This is a genomic window from Stenomitos rutilans, from assembly GCF_059505485.1.
The window spans coordinates 111,930-133,573 of the sequence record NZ_JCACKR010000159.1 but is presented as its reverse complement, the minus strand read 5'-3'; the positions used below and the strand labels follow the sequence as shown (position 1 = coordinate 133,573).

At 51.1% G+C, this 21,644-nt stretch carries 19 protein-coding genes; 5 read left to right on the top strand and 14 right to left on the bottom strand.

The genetic code is table 11. The features are described from left to right. Positions 1-28: 28 nt before the first annotated feature. The 5 genes from AC5JLP_RS32015 to AC5JLP_RS31995 form a co-directional block, all read right to left on the bottom strand. Positions 29-409, bottom strand: a complete 381-nt coding sequence (locus tag AC5JLP_RS32015; RefSeq protein ID WP_496071914.1) for an anti-sigma regulatory factor — start codon at positions 407-409, stop codon at positions 29-31. Positions 410-413: 4 nt separating this feature from the next. Then, entirely contained in the window at positions 414-824 is a 411-nt protein-coding gene (locus tag AC5JLP_RS32010; protein WP_496071913.1) for an STAS domain-containing protein, read from the bottom strand. A 15-nt stretch (positions 825-839) separates the two neighbouring features. Beyond that, positions 840-1,694 (bottom strand): STAS domain-containing protein, encoded by an 855-nt coding sequence (locus tag AC5JLP_RS32005; RefSeq protein ID WP_496071912.1) that lies wholly within the window; start codon positions 1,692-1,694, stop codon positions 840-842. Between the two features lie 45 nt (positions 1,695-1,739). Beyond that, entirely contained in the window at positions 1,740-1,985 is a 246-nt protein-coding gene (locus AC5JLP_RS32000) for a hypothetical protein (protein WP_496071911.1), read from the bottom strand. Positions 1,986-2,076: 91 nt separating this feature from the next. Next, the gene (locus AC5JLP_RS31995; RefSeq protein ID WP_496071910.1) at positions 2,077-4,509 is read right to left on the bottom strand and encodes a galactose oxidase-like domain-containing protein; all 2,433 of its coding nucleotides are present in this window, start codon (positions 4,507-4,509) and stop codon (positions 2,077-2,079) included. Between the two features lie 458 nt (positions 4,510-4,967). On the opposite strand from AC5JLP_RS31995, the gene AC5JLP_RS31990 reads away from it, so the two are divergent. The 3 genes from AC5JLP_RS31990 to AC5JLP_RS31980 all read left to right on the top strand — a co-directional run bounded on the left by AC5JLP_RS31990 (position 4,968) and on the right by AC5JLP_RS31980 (position 9,105). Further along, on the top strand, positions 4,968-6,320 hold the full coding sequence (locus AC5JLP_RS31990) for a cytochrome P450 (RefSeq protein WP_496071909.1): 1,353 nt from the start codon (positions 4,968-4,970) through the stop codon (positions 6,318-6,320). 157 nt (positions 6,321-6,477) lie between these two features. Next, positions 6,478-8,670 (top strand): type I DNA topoisomerase, encoded by a 2,193-nt coding sequence (topA, locus tag AC5JLP_RS31985; RefSeq protein ID WP_496071908.1) that lies wholly within the window; start codon positions 6,478-6,480, stop codon positions 8,668-8,670. A 297-nt stretch (positions 8,671-8,967) separates the two neighbouring features. Then, entirely contained in the window at positions 8,968-9,105 is a 138-nt protein-coding gene (locus tag AC5JLP_RS31980; RefSeq protein ID WP_496071907.1) for a hypothetical protein, read from the top strand. 25 nt (positions 9,106-9,130) lie between these two features. Here the strand turns inward: AC5JLP_RS31980 and AC5JLP_RS31975 are convergent, their stop codons facing one another. The 6 genes from AC5JLP_RS31975 to AC5JLP_RS31950 form a co-directional block, all read right to left on the bottom strand. Continuing rightward, positions 9,131-9,889 carry a lipase family protein gene (locus AC5JLP_RS31975; RefSeq protein WP_496071906.1) on the bottom strand — a complete coding sequence of 253 codons (759 nt, stop codon included), beginning with the start codon at positions 9,887-9,889 and terminating at the stop codon, positions 9,131-9,133. Positions 9,890-10,027: 138 nt separating this feature from the next. After that, a complete protein-coding gene (locus AC5JLP_RS31970; RefSeq protein WP_496071905.1) occupies positions 10,028-11,254 on the bottom strand; it encodes a catalase family protein in 1,227 nt (408 codons plus the stop codon). 7 nt (positions 11,255-11,261) lie between these two features. Then, on the bottom strand, positions 11,262-12,710 hold the full coding sequence (locus tag AC5JLP_RS31965) for a Dyp-type peroxidase (protein ID WP_496071904.1): 1,449 nt from the start codon (positions 12,708-12,710) through the stop codon (positions 11,262-11,264). A gap of 141 nt (positions 12,711-12,851) precedes the next feature. Beyond that, positions 12,852-14,162, bottom strand: a complete 1,311-nt coding sequence (locus tag AC5JLP_RS31960) for a hypothetical protein (protein ID WP_496071903.1) — start codon at positions 14,160-14,162, stop codon at positions 12,852-12,854. A gap of 130 nt (positions 14,163-14,292) precedes the next feature. Next, positions 14,293-14,733, bottom strand: coding sequence for a hypothetical protein (locus tag AC5JLP_RS31955; protein ID WP_496071902.1), 441 nt, complete (start codon positions 14,731-14,733; stop codon positions 14,293-14,295). 87 nt (positions 14,734-14,820) lie between these two features. Next, positions 14,821-15,738 carry a hypothetical protein gene (locus tag AC5JLP_RS31950; RefSeq protein ID WP_496071901.1) on the bottom strand — a complete coding sequence of 306 codons (918 nt, stop codon included), beginning with the start codon at positions 15,736-15,738 and terminating at the stop codon, positions 14,821-14,823. A gap of 524 nt (positions 15,739-16,262) precedes the next feature. Between AC5JLP_RS31950 and AC5JLP_RS31945 the strand changes: the two genes are divergently transcribed. Both AC5JLP_RS31945 and AC5JLP_RS31940 read left to right on the top strand, forming a co-directional pair. Then, positions 16,263-18,035, top strand: coding sequence for a peroxidase family protein (locus AC5JLP_RS31945; protein WP_496071900.1), 1,773 nt, complete (start codon positions 16,263-16,265; stop codon positions 18,033-18,035). 139 nt (positions 18,036-18,174) lie between these two features. Then, complete coding sequence (locus AC5JLP_RS31940) at positions 18,175-19,449, top strand: tetratricopeptide repeat protein (protein WP_496071899.1); 1,275 nt, start codon at positions 18,175-18,177, stop codon at positions 19,447-19,449. On the opposite strand, the gene AC5JLP_RS31935 is transcribed toward AC5JLP_RS31940, so the two are convergent. The 3 genes from AC5JLP_RS31935 to AC5JLP_RS31925 all read right to left on the bottom strand — a co-directional run bounded on the left by AC5JLP_RS31935 (position 19,407) and on the right by AC5JLP_RS31925 (position 21,614). After that, positions 19,407-20,198, bottom strand: coding sequence for a phosphate/phosphite/phosphonate ABC transporter substrate-binding protein (locus tag AC5JLP_RS31935; RefSeq protein WP_496071898.1), 792 nt, complete (start codon positions 20,196-20,198; stop codon positions 19,407-19,409). The two genes, AC5JLP_RS31940 and AC5JLP_RS31935, sit on opposite strands and share 43 nt — an antisense overlap. A 494-nt stretch (positions 20,199-20,692) precedes the next feature. Further along, positions 20,693-20,851 carry a hypothetical protein gene (locus AC5JLP_RS31930; RefSeq protein ID WP_496071897.1) on the bottom strand — a complete coding sequence of 53 codons (159 nt, stop codon included), beginning with the start codon at positions 20,849-20,851 and terminating at the stop codon, positions 20,693-20,695. A 46-nt stretch (positions 20,852-20,897) separates the two neighbouring features. Next, positions 20,898-21,614, bottom strand: coding sequence for a hypothetical protein (locus AC5JLP_RS31925; RefSeq protein ID WP_496071896.1), 717 nt, complete (start codon positions 21,612-21,614; stop codon positions 20,898-20,900). Between the last annotated feature and the right edge of the window lie 30 nt (positions 21,615-21,644).

The following is a 21,644-nucleotide window of genomic DNA, read 5'->3' as shown; positions in this document are numbered from 1 at the left end:
TCTAATGCCGCATCTCTTTTACTTCCCGTCACTTCCAGCGGACGATCGTGACCCGTGTGCCTTTTCCCACAGCGGACTCAAGCTCAAATTCGTTGGCGAGACGTTTGGCACCGCTCAGCCCCATCCCCAGGCCGCCCCCTGTGGTATACCCATCCTTAAGCGCCAGTTCAAGGTCAGGAATCCCCGGCCCCTCATCTTCAAACGTGAGTCTAATGCCCCGGCGGCTCCCTTCTTGAAGGGTTTCTAGCTTCATTAAACCGCCACCACCATAATCCAACGTGTTGCGGGCTAACTCGCTAGCGGCTGTCACAATTTTGGTTTGGTCTACCAGGCTGAAACCGAGCGCAACCGCAACCTGCCGCACGGCTTGCCTTACTAAAACCACGTCTCCCGACGACTGGATGCTCATGTTTTCAAGCTTCTCCATCGTCATCTGCATCTCCTTGAGCGGCGACCTGATGGGTGCTGTCACCCAATGACGATCGCAACAGCGCCATGCCCTTCTCCATGTTGAGCGCGGTGCGAATGTCTGTCAGCGTCAGCCCCAGTTCTACCAGCGTGATCGCTACCGCAGGCTGCATACCGACTACAACCGTCTCAGCGCCCAGCACCCGCGACATTTTAGCGATATTACCTAAAATTCTACCGATAAACGAATCCACAATTTCTAGCGCCGAAATATCAATTAACACCCCGTGAGCATAGGTTTGCGTAATGCGATTGGTCAGATCATCCTGCAAAGACATGGCAAGCTGGTCATGCATATCGACCTGAATCGTGACCAGCAAGAATTCGCCAATTTGCAGTATAGGAATGCGCTCCATTCGTTTCTCCTGTCCTTACTTGGCGGGTAAGCGATTGATGGCCGCTCCCACTTGCTTGAGTGCTACCAGCAAGGCATCAGCCAGGGTCGCTTTGGTAATCACCCCCGTCAAATCGATACCGAGATACACGATCGTCTGGGCAATTTGAGGACGAATGCCGCTGATAATGCAATCGGCTCCCATCAGGCGGGCGGCTGTCACCGTTTTGAGCAGATGTTGAGCCGTTAGAGTATCGACCGTTGGGACTCCAGTAATGTCAATAATGGCGATCGCTGACCCCGTTTCAACAATCTTCTGCAACAACGACTCCATGACCACCTGAGTACGGGCGCTATCCAGCGTGCCAATGATGGGCAGTGCGAGAATACCGTCCCAAAGCTTCACAACGGGCGTCGATAATTCCATCATCTCTTCCTGCTGCCGCAGAATAATTTCCTCCCGTGTCTTCTGATGCGCTTCCACCGTCAGTAAGCCAAGCTGATCGAGCAAGACGGTTGCTTCCCAAATCACGTCACCCAGTTCAATCGGGTCTTGCAACTGCTGCCGCAGGCGCTTAAATAACGGTTGCTTGAACGAAAAGACGAAGACAGCCGTTTCAGACGGGGTGAAGCCTTTTTGCGATCGCGTCCGCGAGACGCTCATCAGCATTTCCCGTACTTCTTTCCAAGCGGTTGCCTGCACATTGGTCAAGTCGCCCTGCTGCACGGCGATGCGAAGCAGCCTGAGAAATTCACGGCACTCTTCCTGTAACTCGGCCTCCTTAATCAACCCTTTCCGAGCGTTGCTCGCGGCTAACTCCTGGTGCCACTCTGCCAGCAAATCTGCTTCATAGGTTTCCAGTATTTCGGGTATTTTGCTTCCGCTCATCATCTCTACAGGGCAACCCCTTTCATCGGTGCAAGATTTAGTTTATGTCTACTTCGGCCCAACTAATACCAGTTTTAAGTTTTGAATTTTGAGTAGCGCTAGCTCCGAAGGAGCCACTTCGTGAATGCGCCGACAAGCTAGAGAGTTTTGAGTGTCCGCACCTGCGTAGCATCGCTGGTTGAAGTGCATCATCTGTAGCTCAATGAAAGGAAATGGTATAGAGAGTTTAAATTGACCAGATTTGCGATACAAAACCACCTGCTTTCCGATGTGTCGAAAAACAGGTGGTTTCATTTTGAATCAAAACCTCGGAGGTTTAAGCGACCGCATCTGGTGACAATGCTTGCTTCCTGGTTCAAATCTCCGAGGTTTGCGTTAGTCCTACTTAAGTGAGATGTACCCAGCGTGCGATCGACGGCACACCGTTCCGATCCGTGAGGAACAGCATGTACCAGCCCGGAGGAGCCAGGTTCGGGTTATTGGTCACGCGCACTTGCAGGGTTCCACCCGCTTGAGACAGGATCTCGACATCTACCAGGCGTTGACCGCTATCAAACGAATGGGTGGTGACACCGTTTTTGATCAGGCTGACCCAGCGAATGTTGCCAGCTTGAGGCGATTGCAGCGTCAGGGTTTGCCCGTATTTCCACTCGTTTGGTGGAGGGGCGATCGTCGGTCGTGGCCCTTTAAACAGGTATGGCGGGTTGAAGATTTCTAACCGCATTTCCTCTTCTTCATCGGGGGGTTCCCAGGTAACCGATTTGCCGCCTTCGGGGTTGCCACCCGCTGCCACCACGCGCCCATCTGGCAACAGCAGTGCAGTGGAGTGGTACAGGCGAGGAACGGTCGCTTCTGCCATCAAACTCCAGGTGTTGGTAGCTGGGTCGTAGATTTCTGGTTGTAGTCGTGCCAGCGGTGTGTCTTCTTGTTTAAGCGAGCCGCCTGTAACAAAAACGGTGCGATCGGGCAACAGCACCGCGTTCAAGTGCAGTCGGGGCAGCTGCATCGGAGCCGCCGCTTTGTAAACTGGCTTTGCTGCCTTCAAATCGACAATGCTCACTTTATCAGTAGCATCGGTCTTGTCTTCCTTCCCAACGGGGCCACCGCCAATGATCATCACCTTCTGATCCTGCGCTGGAGGCAACAGCACGCTGGCTGACTGGTTCCGCAGCACAGGGTCAAGCAAGTCAGGAACAGGCTGAGTCGGTACCGGATTTTTGGTCAGGTCAAAAATGCACGGCTCTACCTCCATGGGGTCATCCATGCGACCACCGGAGAAGAAAATCCGGCCATCCTGCATCAAGAACAGGTGCGCATAGAGCGGTAGTCCAGGGAATCCGGGTGCAAAATGCTTCACCTGCCAGGTATTGGTCGTACCAGAGTAGATTTCTAACGCCTGGTTGTGATCGTTCCCCGCTTCGTTTAAGCCCGTTGTGGCAAGCACGCGTCCATCGCCCAAATTGGTCAGGGTTGGGTACCAGCGTCCGTGAGCCATTGGTTTGACAAACGCCCACTGCTGCGTCTGCGGATCGAACACCGTGGCATCATTGCGACCCATAAAGGGGTTGTAGTGGGAGGTACCACCCGCTGAAAGCAGCAGCCCATCGGGTAAAAACGCATCGCCACCACAGAAAAAGTCGAAGGGTTTACCGTTGGCAGCCCGAATTGTTTTGGGATGGGCAAAGCTCGCGCCCGCTTCCCAATCCCACACCACACTGGTGAAAATGCCTTTTGCTTCATTGCCAAAGTCCTGGCTAGCAAACCGAACGGCGCTACTACCAGACCCCGCAAAGAAGAGCACTTTTCCCGTCGGCAGTAAGGCTGCATGCACCGCTAGAACGCCTGAATGGAAAGGCAACAATTCCCATTTCCCTTGTGCTGTGGGATCGGGGTCGAGATCCAAAACCTGGTAGAGACCTGCGTTTAAACCTGGTGGATTGTCCACCATTAAGGTCACCAATTTGTGTTTGCCACCGATCGCAGTCACCGCAATACCGCCACCCTGGTTTTCCCAGCCAAACCAGTTGGGAATGCCCTGCCAGTTGCCCCAATCACCCGCGATCGCCCCATTGGCTTGCAGCCGTTTCCCAACGCGATAAAACGCCTGGTTTTGCCCGATCGCATTGTCAATGTGGAAGATGACGAGATCAAGGTTGCCTGTGTTTTCCAGGTCGGCGATCGCAACCCCTGCGCCTTGATTTTCCCAGGAGAACCAATCCGGCACATCGATCCAATCAGTCCAACCACCCGTCACAATGCCGTTAGCGTCTAACCCTTTACCAATCCGAAAAAGGCCGCGATTCAGTTCGGGTGCATTGTCGATCGTGAACACCACCAGATCGGGGGTGCCATTTTTATCGAGGTCAGCAATGGCAATGCCCACCCCCTGATTTTCAAACGAAAACCAATCAGGCACAGCAATCCAATTACTCCAGCCACCCGTCACATTGCCATTGCCGTCCAAATCCCGACCGATTTTATAAAACCCCTGATTTTTGCCCGGTGGATTATCCACCATGAACACAACCAGATCCAATTTGCCGTTTTTGTTGACATCCGCGATCGCCAACCCTGCCCCTTGATTTTCAAACGAAAACCAATCAGGAATCGCGATCCAATTTCCCCAGCCAGCCACCTGGTCGGCTGCACTCAATCCCTTACCAACGCGATAAAAGCCTTGATTCTTGCCCTGTGGATTGTCCACTTTCAATACGATCAGGTCTTTCTGCCCAGTGTTGCCTAAATCTGCAACCGCAACGTTCGCTCCCTGATTTTCAAACGACTCCCAGTTTGGGATGTTAACAAAGGCGTTTGCCATGATTGATTATTCCTGTGTGACAGATTTGCAGCGATCGAACGTAGTTGATCCAGCAGCTTGTTCTGAATCCTGATGAAGCCTCATACCCGATGCTTAACGTTGCCGCGTAACCACACGAAACCTCGAAAAAAACGGTGCGAGAGCATAGCAAACAACTCAACGATGGGTGCCACAATGGTTTTCAACAAATGGGGTTTTCAACAAATGGGTTGCAGCCAATATCGTCAAACGGTCTTCGTCCAACCCAACGTAACTGTGATTACAGCGATTGAAGGTACCCATCAGGGTGATTTTTTAGTTGTGATATAAAAATGTTGCGATCGCTACAGTTGATTTGCCGTAGGAACCTTGCGGGTAACGTTCCTACAAACGAAAACAACCTCTTTGGAAAACCACTCAATCTGGAGTTGCCGATACGGTAAAGTGCAAGAGTCACCACTCCAGGCATCTCTACTGCCATGAGCAACGGTTTACACCAGTTTCCCCGACCCAAAGGCTCACTATTACTGGGCAACACCTTTGATTTTGCAAAAGATCCCCTTGGCTTTCTGACCCACTGCGCTGAAGACTACGGGGAACTTGTGCCCTTACGCTTTCTCTTCTCGTCTGCCTGCCTGCTCACTCAACCTGAGCACATTGAGCATGTATTGAAACACCCAGAACTGTTTACGAAAAATACACCAGCGTGGCAAGCGGTTCGCAGTCTAGTGGGTGATGGCTTGCTGACGAGCGAAGGGTCGTTTTGGTCTCGTCAACGCCGACTCATGCAGCCTGTATTCCATCAACAGCACATTGCCGCCTATGGTGAAACGATGGTGCTGTATGCCGATCGTATGCTTCAGACATGGCAAGAGGGCGATGTATGCGATATCCATCAAGCCATGATGCAATTAACGTTAAACATTGTCACCAAGACGTTGTTCAATGTGGATATGGCTGGGGCAACCGCACAAACCATCGCACAGACCCTAGAAGTGGCGATGGAATGGTTTAGCAGTCGGCGACAACAAGCTTTTCTGCCGCTCACCGGGTTGCCGACACCGATCAATCGTCGCTACAAACAGGCACTTCAAACGATGGATCAGGCCATTTATGCTCTGATTCAACAACGTCGCCAGAGTGGGGACAATCCAGGCGATCTGCTTTCCCTTTTGTTGCAGGCTCAAGATGAAGACGGTAGCCGGATGAGCGATCGCCAACTGCGAGACGAACTGTCCACTTTGATTCTGGCAGGACATGAAACAACCGCGAATGCTTTGTCGTGGGTCTGGATGCTATTGGCACAAAACCCGCCTGTCGAACGCAAGCTGATGGGTGAGTTGGGAACCGTGCTGGGCGATCGTAGCCCTACCCTGGCCGATCTGCCCCAGCTCCGTTACACCGAGCAGATCATCAAAGAAGCCTTGCGCCTTTACCCACCGCTCTTTTCCTTGGCGCGTTCTCCCATTCAAGACTACGACCTGGATGGCTATCACATTCCAACCGGATACATTCTTCTCTTTAGCCCCTGGGTCATGCATCGCAGTGCGCGTTACTTTACCAATCCACTGCAATTTCAGCCTGAACGATGGGAACACGATTTGGAAAAACAGTTGCCTAAAGGCGTTTACTTTCCCTTTGGTGATGGGCCGCGTGTTTGCATGGGTAAGAGCTTTGCCTTGATGGAAGCCGTCTTGTTGCTCGCCACGATCGCCCAAAAATGGCAGCTCACCCTGTTGCCTGATCAACTGCTGGCACCGTTGCCATCTATGACCTTGCGCCCAAAAGCAGGGATTACCGTTCGGCTCACAAAGCGCATAGCAACGCACTAAGCCACCGCAACATCTTCCTTGCACCTGCTGACGATCGAGGGCATGTGCCAAAGCTTGAGGCTTCGATCGGCCACAAAATGGGTCATGTCCTTTTAATTTAGATCGTTTGTACTATAAAATACCTGTACTATAGAAGGACTGATCTGGCATTGACCGCATGGCAAACCTGCTGCTGATTGAGAGTCCGGGCAAATCAAAAAAACTGAGTCAGATTCTTGGCCCCGGTTGGATTGTGAAAGCCAGCATGGGGCATGTGCGGGAGTTGGCAAACGATGGCGAAGATGCGCTGGGCTTTGATCTGCTCGACCAACGCATTGAGTGTCGCTACGAGCCGAGGGATGCCAGAGGTCAAAAGGTGCTAGCAGATCTGCGGCAAGTCGTGAAGCAAGCGGATGCTGTCTACATTGCCACTGACCCCGATCGTGAAGGCGAAACCATTGGCTGGCATTTGCAACAGGCATTGAAACTCAAACAGCCGCGCCGAGTAGTCTACAGCGAAATTACACCCCAGGCTGTGAAAGCCGCGATCGCCCAGCCTCGTAGTCTCGATCAGGCCCTCATTGCGGCTGGGCGTGCACGCGATTGCCTCGATAAGCTGGTGGGCTATAAGGGCAGCAAGCATGTGGTGTGGCGGCTCAACATTGGTGCCAAATCGATGGGGCGAGTGCAGAGCGCCACCTTGCATCTGCTGTGTGTGCGCGAAAAAGAAATTCAAGCCTTTAAGCCTCAGGACTACTGGAGCGTTTGGGTGGAGTATCAAGAAGGGTTCAAGGCGTTCTATCAAGCAAAGCGAAAGGCCAACGCGTCAGCCGATCGAGAAACCCCCGATGATGCCAAAGAAGGCAGGGATGGGCAGGAATCCGATCGCGTGACCACTCAGGCAGAGGCCGATCGGTTAGTGGCGATCGCGCGTACCCATCCGCATCACGTGACCACCGTCGAAGGCAAAGTCGCACAGCAAGCCCCACCTCCACCCTTCATTACCTCATCCCTGCAACAGGCCGCTGGAGCCAAACTGCGCTTTAGCCCCGACAAAACGATGAAAGTGGCGCAATCGCTGTATGAAGCAGGCCATATTACTTACATGCGCACCGACTCCGTGACCTTAGCTGCACCCTTTTGTGCTGCCGTGCGGCAATACCTGGAGCAGCATGATCCCACCAATGTACCCAGCAAAACAACCCGACATCGAGCCGTCAAAGGTGCCCAGGAAGCACATGAAGCGATTCGTCCCACACATGTGACGCACCTACCTGCACAACTGACCGTGAGTGCCGACGAAACCAAACTGTATGAGTTGATTTGGAATCGTGCCGTGGCTTCTCAATGTTACCCTGCCCGGTTGCGGAAAACACGCGTCGTCACGACCTCTGGCTCGGTGCAATGGGAAGCGAAAGGACAGGTAGTCGAGTTTCCGGGCTACACGCGCTACTGGAATAACCTGAGTGCCGATACCCAACTGCCTGCATTGCAACAAGGACAGCCACTCACCCTGAAACAGGCCACCGCCGACAAAAAACAAACCCAACCCCCACCGCGCTATACCGAACCCAAGCTGGTGCAGTTGATGGAACGCCGAGGCATCGGGCGACCTAGCACCTATGCGCCGACGATCAAGACGCTGAAAGATCGGGCGTATGTGCAGGTAGAGAAAGCAACGCTACAGCCGACTCCCCTGGGATTAGCCCTGGATGAGGCGTTGGCAACCCTACTGCCAGAGTTGATTCAGCCGGAGTTTACCGCACAAATGGAAGCAGCCCTGGACACGATCGCCCAGGGTAAACAAGACTGGCAGGCCTATTTAACCGATTGGCACCACACCTACTTTGCGCCCGCGTTGGCGAAGGCCAGTCAACTGCTGCACACCCAAAGCGCTCAAGGGTTGCCTGTCGATGGAGTACGACGCTCACAAGGAGCCACTGCACAAACGTCCACTGCCACCCCTTCCAAAGCGCAGGCAACGGTAACAAAAACCCCCTGTCCCAAGTGTGGCGAGGCCATGCAAAAAGTCCCATCGCAATCCAAGAAGCTGAAGGCAAATCATTTTCTCAAATGTGGAGCGACAGGCTGTGGCACGGTGATGTTCTGGAATCCTCAAGGGAAGCGCTATGAGTTGCCCTATGCTCAGCGATCGCCCGATCCAGAAGCCTTTACAGATTTGCCCTGTCCCGTTTGTGGGGCGTTGCTAGAGCGGTACCGCTACACCAAAGAGGGTAAGGAAAAAGTCATGTTGCGCTGTTCACTGCTGGAGCATCGTCGTGGCAAATGCAAAGAGGTCGCGTTCTTTCAAGGGCACGATGGCTTCTGGTCACCAAAGTTTGGGACGCTGAAGTTGGATTTAGTGCAGTAAGGGAACTGGTAACAAATAAAATCCCAGGCTGAAGGGGGTGAATGGGTAGATGAGTGGATGAGCGGTGGGATGTCATTTCCCAGCAAGTCCCTAAAACAGCGATCGTCAGTCCCTTAACTTTGAGAGGATGTCTTAAAAGTCAGGATTGTCGCCCAAATCGCCCCCCTAGCCCCCCAAATTTGGGGGAAATTGGCTGGAAAGTCCCCCAAATTCGGGAGATTGAGGGGGCAAAGGCAGCATCTTTCCGCTTCTCAGACATCCTCTGAGGGACGTATAGAAGCCTGTGACACAAAGTCTTTGAACTCTCAGCCTGTTCATGCCGATGATGGATGCCTGAAGGTCGGCACAAGGGTTAAAGACGATGCCCAGATATTCTCGGTAGGCACAAAGCCTGGCATCTTAACCTCAAAGGCGATCGCAGCCCTTGAAGGCTGATCAATAGGATCTGGATCGAGGGTGATCAGGTGGCCTGTTTTTTCAAGGCATCCAGGTAATTTGAGATGGCGTGATCTTTGAAGCGTTGGGTCAAAAAGTTGAGGCTGAGACGCGGGCCAAGCCTGTATTCAGCATCCACATGGCTATAGCCCTGCCACGGTCTGGGCAAGGCTGGCACAATGTCCATACCATAAATAAACCGATAGCTCTTGGGTACGCGCTCGTTAAACGATTTGCAGAACCCGCTGTTGCCGACTCTGGGCGCGCCAAACGTGTAAAGCTCGATCGCGATCGACGAAAAGTTGTACTGTACATCAACGGCGCAGAGAGTCGCCAGAGCGCCACCCAGGCTATGCCCTGTCACAGTGACACGGGTCGTCGGATGATCGCGCAAGTAGGTGTGAATTTGCTCTCGCACAGAGAAGTAAGCATCCACAAAACCCTGATGCATTTTTGCGCCAGAGCTACTTTTAGCCGCGTAAGGGTACACTTGCGCCCGGTTCTGCACAATTTGCTGTTCAATCACGGCTTGCTGAAAGTCTGCCTCTTTTTGAGAAAACTCAAAGTTGGTGTGCCAATCCAATCGTTGCTCACTCCCTCGAAACACGATGTAGAGAGAGGAGTCATTCCCATCAACCAGAAGGGCACCCTGGGTATCTGTCGTTGCCTGGTTAATCCACGCGGGCGTAATGTCAGGAAAATCAGCAAACTTAAGCTGCGTAAAATCATTGTAAATTTCTTGAGATAGAAGGGCGCATTTAATTGCTTTCAAGTTATCCATCATTGCTCTCTTGCCGATTGGCAGTTAAATAGGGTTTGTATAAACTAAGCGATCGTACTTTTGGATTTTAGTCTGTGAATCTTTTGACGATTGCTTTTTACGATTGACAACCGCGTGGGTCGATCGTGCCACCAGAAGCCATTATTTAAACACTTCATCTCCCGTTGGTTCGTAGTGAGGCACAGCATTCATCGACTGTCGCAGTTTGGAAAGTTCTGCATACATTCGTCGTCGCGCCCGACTTTGATTGCCCAAGGGACGATGCTCAGGAATGCAGTGCCACGGATTGTAGGAGAGACGTTTGGCAAAGTCCATTTGTGCAGGCGAGTCAAAGATCTGTTGAGGGAGACGCAGCGTTGCGACGGATACACGGGGTGACAACCGTTCAGGCCAGAGAACCGCGTTGTTTTCGATCGGCATCAGGTGTGGGTCGGTTTGCAGTTGCAGTCGAATGTCAAACTCCACATCGTCTTCTGCCAGTGCAGAAACCATCGCCTCACGCAGATAATCATCAGGCGGACGGCATGGCAACTTTGGAATCGGAGTCCGCTTCCTGGTTTTGGGCCACACCGAATACTGCATGGCCTGCCCTTCCCCCAAAAGATAGGGAACGCAGCTAAAATAGGGTGCTTCAAACGGGCTGCTTTGCGTCTTAATCCACAGCGACTGCATGATGAGATCCAGGATGTGGGGTCGATCGAAATTCACGAAATAATATAACTGTGCGTTCTTCAAACTCTCGATCTGCAACTGAGCATTCGCTTTCGTATCAGGTGTCACAAAGGTCGGTGTGGAAACGCCAAATAAATCTTGCGTGAACGCCTCCTCATCCATCAACTTTGGGCCGGGCACACCCATCAACTTAATGCTGATACTCATAAAACCCACATCGTCGATATCTGGTGTGACGTAAGGGCCAGGGCCAGAAAACCGCACCCAGGCAGGAAATGTCTGTGGTTGCGCGAAGATACCGTGTCGAAATGCATCAGGCAGATCATCGTGAACCATAAACTCGCCGCGTACAATGCCGTGGGTTTTCGTATTGCCACCCCGCTCAAAGCCACCGGGTTTCCACAGTCCACGCATTTGCTTTTCAAAGGTGGTGATGATCGAGTTGAGAAAGTCCTCTTCATCGGGAAGCGGCTTTTCCTCGGCAAGCTTCAAGCCTTCGTTGGGGCGCTTCAGGTTGATGAGTGCAGTGGTTAGATTCGCGATCGGATCGCGCAGCACTGCATCAAACGCAGGTCGAATGCAAGGGTCAATTCGCCGTTCCATCTGCAACAGGAACGTTGCTGTGTTGCTGACCCAGTTTAAAAAAGCAGAGCCAGTATTGGCAGGTGGCACCGGACGACTGGTGTTTGAGTTCATGGCGGGTTCAGATGGAAAGGGATGCGAGATAGCGGCAGGCACGGATGCTTGGCAAGAAAAAGTAAGCGCCTCCCCGCACCACCACAAAGTTAGGAAGCCCCATTACACGGTTTCTCACGGGTTGGGCCTGTGCGGTGAAAGCGTTTGCGGTTCCAACACCACCAGGAGCACGATCGCCCACTAATGGATCGGTATCGCTATACAACCCATTGAATTTAGGATTATTGAGCCAGGTTTGTTGGACGAATTCAAACTGACGCGCAATGTTGGCACTGATGCAGATAAAGTGAATGCCTCTTTCCCCCGTCTCCTCAGCCTTCAGCATGTCCTGGGGATTCAGAGAGTCTGCCACTGGTTTTCCATAGGTGCGACCGCGCCGTAACAGTCGATGGGTTTTATTGATCGCGATCGACTTAGGTGTACCTGGTTGAGGATCGAGCGAATCACGGGGATTGGAACGCCGAATATGAGCACCTAGCGGACATTTAAAGCCGTGAGGATCAGCGTGATGATACGCAAACTCATTCTTATCTCCAAGCTTTGACTGATCGCGATCGGGCGCTTGTACCAACGGTGTGCCACTGGGCCAACGTCCCACAATCTTAGACGCTAACTGCACGCGAGCCTTTGGATCGCTGGTGCCATCACTTTGTTGAGTGACACCATCCAAAAACTGCCAGAATGCCTGTACTTTCTGCCCCAATTGCCTGAACACAACATAGCTGCCGTTGCGCCCCAGATCATGCTCTTCAGGGCCATTCTGCCCCTCCGGCAAAAGATTCTGGCGATCGCGCTGAGCGCTCACCGTGGGAGTCTCTGTCAACAGTCCATACTCATTGGGATAGCCCAAAATAAATTCACCTGCTTTGATTGTGTTATCGGGTGAACCTGTTTTGCTCAGTCCTTCTACAATTGGTTGCCCGATCGCATCCCGAAACCCAAAATGTTCCCGAAAGCCACCGTGTTCATCTTTCAACATGAACGTGTCTAATTTACGGATCAGGGCTACGCCACCACTGCCAAAGGCGTTTGCCAACTCATCATAGAAGGATATGAGTTTACCCTCATCGGCGGCATACAACATAAGCATGATGTGGATAGAGGGCGAGTGAATGCCGCTACCCCAATCCCATAAAGCAGGTGCATTATCGCCGTGATCACCCAATACACGGCTTTTATAGGGTGGTGTCATGCCTTCCCGAAACTCAGTTGAGAAGGTATCCAGTGTCGCTTGATCCAGTCCCAATGCCTTTAGACCATCACAGGTAAAGGCAAGATTTAAACAGGTGTCTGAAGGTCGATCGTGCCCATTCTGAATCCGATCGACCAGCGAACCAAGCCAGTGTCGGGCCGACACCGCGTTCTGAATACTCAGTAAGACAAAACTGGCCGCTTCTAGATTAGAGTAACCCCGGACGATAATGCCCTGGATATCCTGGAGTTCAAGGGTAGACATAGCGAGTCAAACGGGTATAGGGTGTAGGAAAGGGTATAGGGCGTGAGGTATAGGGTGTAGGAAAGGCTATGGGACTGTGTTTCTGAAACGAGTACTTCTGAAACGAGTACTTCTGAAAATAAGCGTCGGGCGATCGCTAGCTTACAATCGACGTAGCCATGCATCCGTTTCTGATGGATTTAAAGGCTTGCTCAATCCAGCCCGAAGCGCCGCATTGTTGCTCAAATTAACCGCTGTAAGCTGTGGGTAAGCCGTATACCAAACCTGAGTCACCATTTGACGTTGGCGAAGGAACGCCTTAAAGGCCTGTTCATCCTTTGCGCCGTCCAGCACTAGCCAGCGCGTTTTGGGATACCCCACTCCATTGCTAAAGACAGCATTCAAGCCCCAGGCAACCTTATTAATAAAATCATTCATGTAGCTTTCCAGGCTGCCGTCATAGTTACTCATAAACAACACCCGCCGCCCTTCATCAATGACGATCCAGCGTGCGAAATGAATGGTATCGACTCCATCCAGGTTGAGCAAGGGCACGCCAGCAAGGTTGCCATGATTGAAGATATGACGCGCCGTGAAATTTACAAGCCATAGCAGCACTCTTACCGTTGTGATCCGAAAGAAGCCAGGTTTAATTAATCCCACGGCGCTAAACTGATTCTGCACCACGTGATCTTCCCGGATGGCGAGTTCATCACGCTCTTTACTGCTCAACCGGAGCCGATCGTGCTGGGCATCCTGTGTTTCCTTACGGCGTAAAATGGCTACATAAATGGGAGAGAATGGTAAAAAGGCTAAACCCAGCATTAGAATGAGTAACAGTCCCCCAATGAGATGGATGGTTTCGCCAAGACGCCAGACCAGGCTGGGAGATGGAACAGGTGCTAAAGACCAACTGAGCGATCGCTCCCCTTTGAGATAGGTTGGAATCGCCTGCCGCACTTTGAGGCTATTCCAACCAATCCATGCCCATTTAGCCTGTTGTTGATCCGCAAAGACTTCAATCTGGTCACGCAGTTTTGCCTCTTGATGGATCTGCGGCACCGTTCGATTGATTGTATTTACATAAAAGGCCTGAACCTTGACCTGATGGGCCTGAAGATAGGCCAAACGGTTTTGCCGAGTGCGATCGTCTGGAGATGGATATCCTACACAGTGGCTATAAATCTCATCCAACCCATCCCCAGCAATATCCACGAGATCATGGAAATACCGTTCTAATGGCGCATCAATTTCACTGGAAAAGGCGAGGCTGGGTTGAATCACTTGATTGTTTAAATCACGAGACTCTTCCAAAACCACAAAGCGGGCAAAGTGAACCTGAGTGAATCGCGTAAAGGGAAGGATTGCATTCGAGCCAACATCTTTGCTCATTAGCTCAAGCGATCGCTTAAGCTGCTCCATGCTGTCAGGCTTTATCTTGGTAATGATGGTAAGTGGAACTTGATGTACCATGATCCATAACTCAGTTTCAATAGGATTTGATTCATAGTTGTGATGATACAGCGCTGATCATCTCACCATCGTGCATTCATCTTGATCCATCTTTGCCTCTGTAGGACACAAGACCTTGTGCTCCTACTCTTTAGAACTCAAGAATGAAATTCAAAACTCTTGTTTTACCCCAATATGCCTGCCCTAGATAAAGCCCTGGTGCCACTTCTCGGATTTCATCTCGGATTTTATGTGCCACAAAAGACGTTTTGGCATAGTCCAAGACGATCGCGTCTCCACCATCAACCCAGCTATCACCTTTGTAAATTTGCGCCTTCACTAGCTGGATACCAAAGGGAGACACTTTATTGAACAGGTACTCCTGATCTCGATGAAAAACTTTTCCTTTCCAGGCCAATCCCTTGATCAACGGCATCAGCACCTTGCTCAACCAGGAACCTGGAAGCACCATTGCCGTACCCTGACTATCGCCATCAGGTAGAGCACCTGCGGGACTTTTCTGATACAGATCATCGAGTTCGGCTTGAGACATGTTGGTCATGTCGGCTGTTGTCACTGTTGTTATGGTCATTCCATCACCTCATTGGGTTGAATGTTTAGGTTTTGAGTGCTGAGAATGCATACAAGCTTAAATCAACAATTCCTGATTGCCATACATTTATTGACTACGAAAGCGCTGATGTCTAAAGAACAAGCGTCGATCGCCATAGTCAGATGACACAAATTCTGATGTCGTTTCGATCGAGCCAATGAGCTGAGCTTTTTGTCGATAGTCTGCTCGATCAACGTCGTCATTCCCCGTTGCTGGCTCAACCCCATACACTGAAAACAGCGGTGTTCCTGGTGAGATTGTCGCTAGATCAGTTCTAAAATCATGAGGCGTTTCGACAAACTGCACCGATGGATTAGGCACTAAAAAAATACGTAAAGGATAATGAGGCGCTTTCTCTGCCCGCCCATTTTGATCAACGGCTCCTAAATTTTGAAGATCAAGCTTTGTGGGAAAGCGAGAGGCTCGCCTAAAGATCAAATTAATCAATTTTGGGCCAAGATGATTGACCACAGGCACAATATTGGAAAACTCGTGAGCAAAAAAGTTATAGTTTCTACCCTGTCCATCCAGCGATACCAGCGCTGAAAAATTGGCTGATGGTTGCCCATCAATCAAAAATTTCACTGCCAGACCCGGTGCAAAACCACGATCGTCGGGTTTTCCAGTAAGAGATAAGCGCAAAAGTCCATAATCAGCACCCTTAAACAATCCTGTGAAGGGCATATCTGGCACTGGCACAAATTTAATTGTTGCGACGCTGGCATGAGCGTGAATGGCTTTTTTCCAATGCCGTGGCGCTTCATCAGAGGTGCAATCCATCTTTGCGTTGAGAACCGTGAGAAATAAGCCAATGACATCAATTTTCTTAAGTGCAGGCAGGCGATCGTATTGAGAAGGCAGAATGCGTTCATGCCACAAGAACCTCTGCTTTTCGTCAGCATTCCAGGCTGTGTAATCACTCGGTAGAGCATCATTAGCCTGAATTGCCTGATCAAATGGTGTAATTTTCTCAGAGCTTTGCATTGGTATGATCTTTAGCAATAAGTTTTATTGAGCGAATATAAACAACTGCCTGATTTTTGAGCAGTAGCACGTTAGATAACGGTAGTATTTCGTCAGAAAGCGGCTCGATCAGTCCTTGAGTGATCCTCACTAGTACATCGTCAGGAGGCACCACCAGCACTTGAATAAGCAATGACGCAACGAAGCACTAGCGACGACCTTTTGATTTTTCTCTCAGTTGATTCATGCACGCTATTCTACAAAGCTCATGCAAAATCTGATAGTACCCGAAAGGGTGCTGCCTCCCTCTATGGAAGTTGCTAGAGTGCTTCTGCTGGGGCGCGTCATCAATCAAGCTCAGAAAGCTTGAGGTATCGGCATAATCGCGCCCGTCCTAACAAACGAGACTAGGGGCTAGAATCTCTGCTGCAAGCCATCTGCATGAGTCATTGATGACAGCCCCTAGTGCTTTCAACAAGTATGTTGACGAAAAACTAACTTGTTAATTTTTTTATTGTTAATGGTCTTCGTGAGGCGATCGCACAATGTCTAAAAAACTCTGGCATCAGCTACCTACCCCTTTAGCCTTGCTCGAATTATTTAAGTTTCGTCAAGTGTTACGAGACAAAAATCTTCATGACACATCCCAATTACCGCAAAAAGACAAATTGCCGCGCCCTCCTGCACCAAGTGCCGATGGTCACCACTTAATGGCTCGCACAGCAGATGGCAGCTATAACGACCTTGAGCATCCAGAAATGGGCATGGTAGGCACTCGCTTTGGGCGTAATGTGCCTTTAAACGATGCGATCGTCGATGAGGCAAATTTACTCAAGCCAAGCCCCCGTTTGGTGAGTAGCAAACTACTGGCACGAGAGGAATTCAAACCCGCTACGATCTTAAATTTGTTAGCCGCTGCGTGGATTCAGTTTGAAACGCATGATTGGTTCAGTCATGGTAACAACCAGCCTGATCATAAAATCAATGTTCCTTTAACACCCGATGACCCTTGGGAACAGGAACATCACCAACCGCTGGCGATCGACAAGACGCTCGATGATCCCACCCGTACAGGTGATTCTAACCATCCTGCAACCTTTATCAACCACGAAACTCATTGGTGGGATGCGTCCCAAATCTACGGTAGTAGCCAGGAGCGGATTGACGAGCTACGTTCCCATGTAGATGGGAAGATGCAGATTGGAAAGGATGGATTACTGCCCATTGATCCAACTACCGGCATCGATCGCGTGGGCAATCCAGGCACCTGGTGGTTAGCAATGGGATTGCTACATACCCTTTTTGTCAAAGAACATAATGTGGTTTGCGATCATCTAAAACGGGAATATCCAGATTGGAACGATGATCAACTGTTTAATCATGCGCGCTTGATCATTGCCGCGTTAACCGCAAAAATTCACACCGTCGAATGGACTCCCGCCATTCTGCCCCATCCTGCGACCAAAATTTCGCTTCATGCCAATTGGTGGGGCATTCTGGGGCCTGACTTCAAACGCATTTTTGGGCGCATTGGCGATAGTGAGATTCTGAGCGGCATTGTGGGCTCTTCCACCGATCATCATAGCGCTCCCTACTACCTGACTGAAGAATTCACTTCTGTATATCGGATGCATCCCCTGGTGCGAGATGAATATGAGTTCCATTCCATCAAGACGGGCAAATTGATTCAAACAAACACTCTGTTTGACCTGTTTGGTAAGCAGGCCCGTCTGCTGATGGAATCCATCCCGATGGCGGATTTATTCTACTCGTTTGGGTTGATGCATCCGGGTGCAGTGACGTTGCACAACTATCCCCACTTCTTGCGAAAGCTGGTGAAAGAGAATGGAGACGCGTTTGATCTAGCAGCGGTTGATATTTTGCGAGACCGAGAACGGGGAGTGCCACGTTACAATCGCTTCCGTGAATTGCTTGGTCGCGGACGCGTTAAATCGTTTGAGGACATTACTAGCAACCCAGTGTGGGCAAAGGAATTGCGCGAGGTCTATAACAACGATGTGGACAGTGTAGATTTGATGGTTGGTTTGTATGCCGAAGACTTGCCGGAAGGGTTCGGCTTTAGCGATACAGCGTTTCGGGTGTTTATTCTGATGGCATCTCGACGGCTGAAGAGCGATCGCTTCTTCACCAAAGATTACCGGGCTGAAGTGTATACCCAGTTTGGACTGGACTGGATTGAAAACAACACAATGCTCACGGTTCTGCGCCGCCATTACCCCGAATTGGCCCCAGCTCATAGAGGGATTGATAATGCGTTTGCACCTTGGGGCGTATTGATGCATTCATCAGGAGCTTGAAGCGTCTACTGCACGCACCTTCACACCGCTCATCTGAGCAAGAAAGTCTGGTGAATGCAAAATACCGTATTCCGACCGAATAATCGTATTATGTGTTAACCTGATCCGGTGTTGGAGTTACGGGCGTTAGATATTTTCTATGCTTAAAGATATTCAAGACCTTGCGGTCACCAGCGTTTCGCCGATCGCGATCGTTCACCTTAACGACTTTGTGCAACAGGCGCTCGGCTATGGCAAAGACGCTGAGGTCGCAATCAGCCAAGCGCTTGCCGCCGACCCAAGCTGCGCGATCGCCCATGCCTATGCGGCTGCCCATTTTCTATCTCAAGAGAATGCGGTCGATCGTAGTCAGGCGATCCGTCACCTTCAGTCGGCTCAGCAGTACGCTCGTCAGGCAACCCAGCGCGAGCAGTGGTACATTCAGGCGATCGCCGCCTGGGCCGCAGGAGCCATTGATCGAGCGATTCAATGGCACGAGGCGATCGCTCAAAGCTATCCTCAGGATTTGATCTCGGTGCAGCAGGGGCAATATCACTATTTCTACCGGGGGGAAGCAACCAACCTGAAGCGCCTTGCAGAAACCGTGCTGCCTGCTAACGCTAATAATCACTATCTCTACGGCATGCTGGCGTTTGGGCTAGAGCAATGTGGTGCTTTGCAGCAAGCTGAAACGATCGGACGGAGAGCTGTCACCATGAATCGGCATGATTCCTGGGCACAACACGCGGTTGCTCATGTACTGGAAACGCAAGGTCGAGTCGCTGAAGGCATTGCGTGGATGGAACACCATGCCGATACCTGGGTAGCCTGCAATTCCATGCTGCTGACGCATAACTGGTGGCATGTCGCCCTTTATTACCTAAAGCAGGGTGACTGGCAAACGGTGCTGGAACTGTATGACACCCGTGTGTGGGGGCATGCTCGCAAAGAAACCCCCAAAGATCAGGTCGGGGCGATCGCCCTACTCTTGCGGCTAGAGTTGCAGGGCGTGGATGTAGGCGATCGCTGGCAGGCGCTAAGTAGTTACCTGCGGTTTCGACTGCATGAGCATGCGTTACCGTTTCAAGACCTGCATGCGCTCTATGCGATGGCGCGGGCAGGCAAAATGGCGTGGGTTGCAGAAATGCTAGACAGCCTTCAAGCCCATGCCCAAACCGTCGATCGATCTCAGCGTCGAGCATGGCTAGAGGTTGCTGTGCCCACAGCTCAGGGATTGATTGCTCACGCTCAAGCAGACTGGGGCCTTGCTGCTACGACGCTGAAGCCTGTCATGCACCGACTTCAAGAACTTGGCGGTAGCCATACCCAACGCGCGTTGTTTAAGCAGATCTATCAAAATGCTCAGCGCCATGCAACTACGTCGGTTCGTCTTCACCCTGCCATTATGTCCAGGCAGTTATTGATAGCTGTGTAATCTGCCGCTTTGACCGCAGTATAGCGTTGAACCATCATCTGCTGCATAGCTGTTTGCAGTGCTTCATCGGGCTGTAGTAAAGCTACTTGAGTGCGATCGCCCAACGCGCGTCCCAAATGAGTGGCTGTTACAAGGGGTGGCATCGGCGATGGGCCAATGGACTCGATTACTCGAAGCTGAGGCGCGAGTTCAGGAAACTGACGCAGCTCTTGTTCTAACACGGTGCTGTCGATCGTCGCCCAATCTGCTTGTCCTGACAGCACCCAACGGATGGATTGCTGATGAGAACCAGATGCGATCGCGTTGGTCAGCGTTGGCTGTAGCGATCCACTCTGGAGCAAGCGCTGCTGTACCAGATGATAGCCGCTATTGGAACCGCGATCGTTGTAGCAGAACATTGACCCATTCAAACGTTCCAAACTATTGAAAGTACTCCTTGCGTGCACAATGACATCTGCAAAATAGATGGGTTGATTGCGATACCGGGGCGCTTGCATCACGGGTGCTACTGCCGCTTGCAATTGATGTGGCACGCGTTGACAATAACGGCGAAATGGCAGCCCACAGATGAAAGCCAGATCCCATTGGTCTTGCAACAGCGCTGGATCTTCGAGTGGATCAAACACTGCCTGCACAAGTTGCACCTCTCGCAGCAGCGATCGACTCAAAAACTCTGCCACTGCCTGATAAAAGCCAAACCAGTTTGGGGCCAGGTAAGAGACGGCTCTTAGCGGTGTTTGTTCAATCATAGTTGCGTATTTAACCCTAGTTAAGCCAATCACTATCGTGAGTCTTTTTTAATCATCTTTTTTGTTAGGACTTACGCAAAAGTGGTCATCTTTCGCCCCCTAGCCCCCCATTCATAGCCCTTTGGGCATACCCTTTGGGAAGCAAACTACAAGAAAGTGGGAATCGAGCTAATTAAAGCCCCCAAAGTTAGGGTTTGGGGCAAATGCGTAAGTCTTATTGATCATAAAGGCAGAAAAGCCTGGATACTTTTTGCTTCTGCGTCGTCGCTACCCCCTTTCTTACAACACTGAGGAATCTGAAGTGGATCTCTCCTAGAGTGTTGCTTCACCCATTTGAGTGCCTTGAAGAAGGGCTGAGGCAAGTTAAGTCACGAGTCTTTCTAGACTTGGCTGCTTGTAGTGGTGTTAGAAGGACGGGTCTGGGAAAGCATTGAACTTGAAGACGTATGGGTCGTAGAATTACTTCGTTCTAGAGAATCTTAATTTAGCTTGCATCATTCGGCTGCACTTAACTCAGGTGGATAAGCAAGGCGACGACAGCAAGCGTCACACCCACGCCGACAGGGCCACCAGTCTCGATCCGCACGGATGGCCTGCGCTCTGGCTTCAATCTGTGCGTCTAGTCTTTGCAATGGCGACCATCCTTTACTCATAGCGCTATTTCTTGGAACGCTCAGAGTGCATGTTACAGCGGCAGCATTAGTTTGCGATCGTCACGTTCTTGAACGCTTGCGTTTTGGGGATGAGAATGTCGATCCCTTTTGTACTTTCGGGAATTTGCATCCACACATAAGCGTCAGCGGTCGCGTTTTGATTCAGGTCGCTGACAGAGATGTTGCTGGTGGCACGATTAATGCGATCGACGGCCTGATACGGTTCGCCTGTCGTTGGATTGCGCGCCGTGGTGCTGCCAGGGTAGATCACGCCCTGCTCATAGCCAATGGCATCGGTTTTGGGAGCCACTCGACGCACCCGAAACTGGATGTTGACAAAGTCCCGCAGCTTCGTATTTGGATTTTGAATCCGGTTGACCGCGATAATTTCAACCTGCGCTTTGTTGTCGATCGCAGGTTGCGTTGTTCCTGGCTGGCTAAAACTGTTGGTTGGTGCCTGAGCAGACGGTTGAGGGGACTCTGTTGTTTGACTTGCTGTTGGATTTGTAGACGGTTGATTTGTTGTCTGCGATGTCTCCGCGTTAGGCTTCTGGGCTGCATTCTGATTCAGCGCATCAGTTACAACCGAGACTGCCTGTTGTACATCAAGGAAGCGGTAGGCCAAAAAACCGCTGATGCCTAAGCTCAGCAGCGAGAGGAGAAATGCCAGTGTTGTCAAGAATGAAAGCCCTGCATGACCGTGCGATCGTCGGGCGTAGACAATAGCGTCCTTGTCCGTTGCTTGAGGATTTCGTGTTCTCATAACAAACGCTGTAGTGCTAAGCTACAGAGC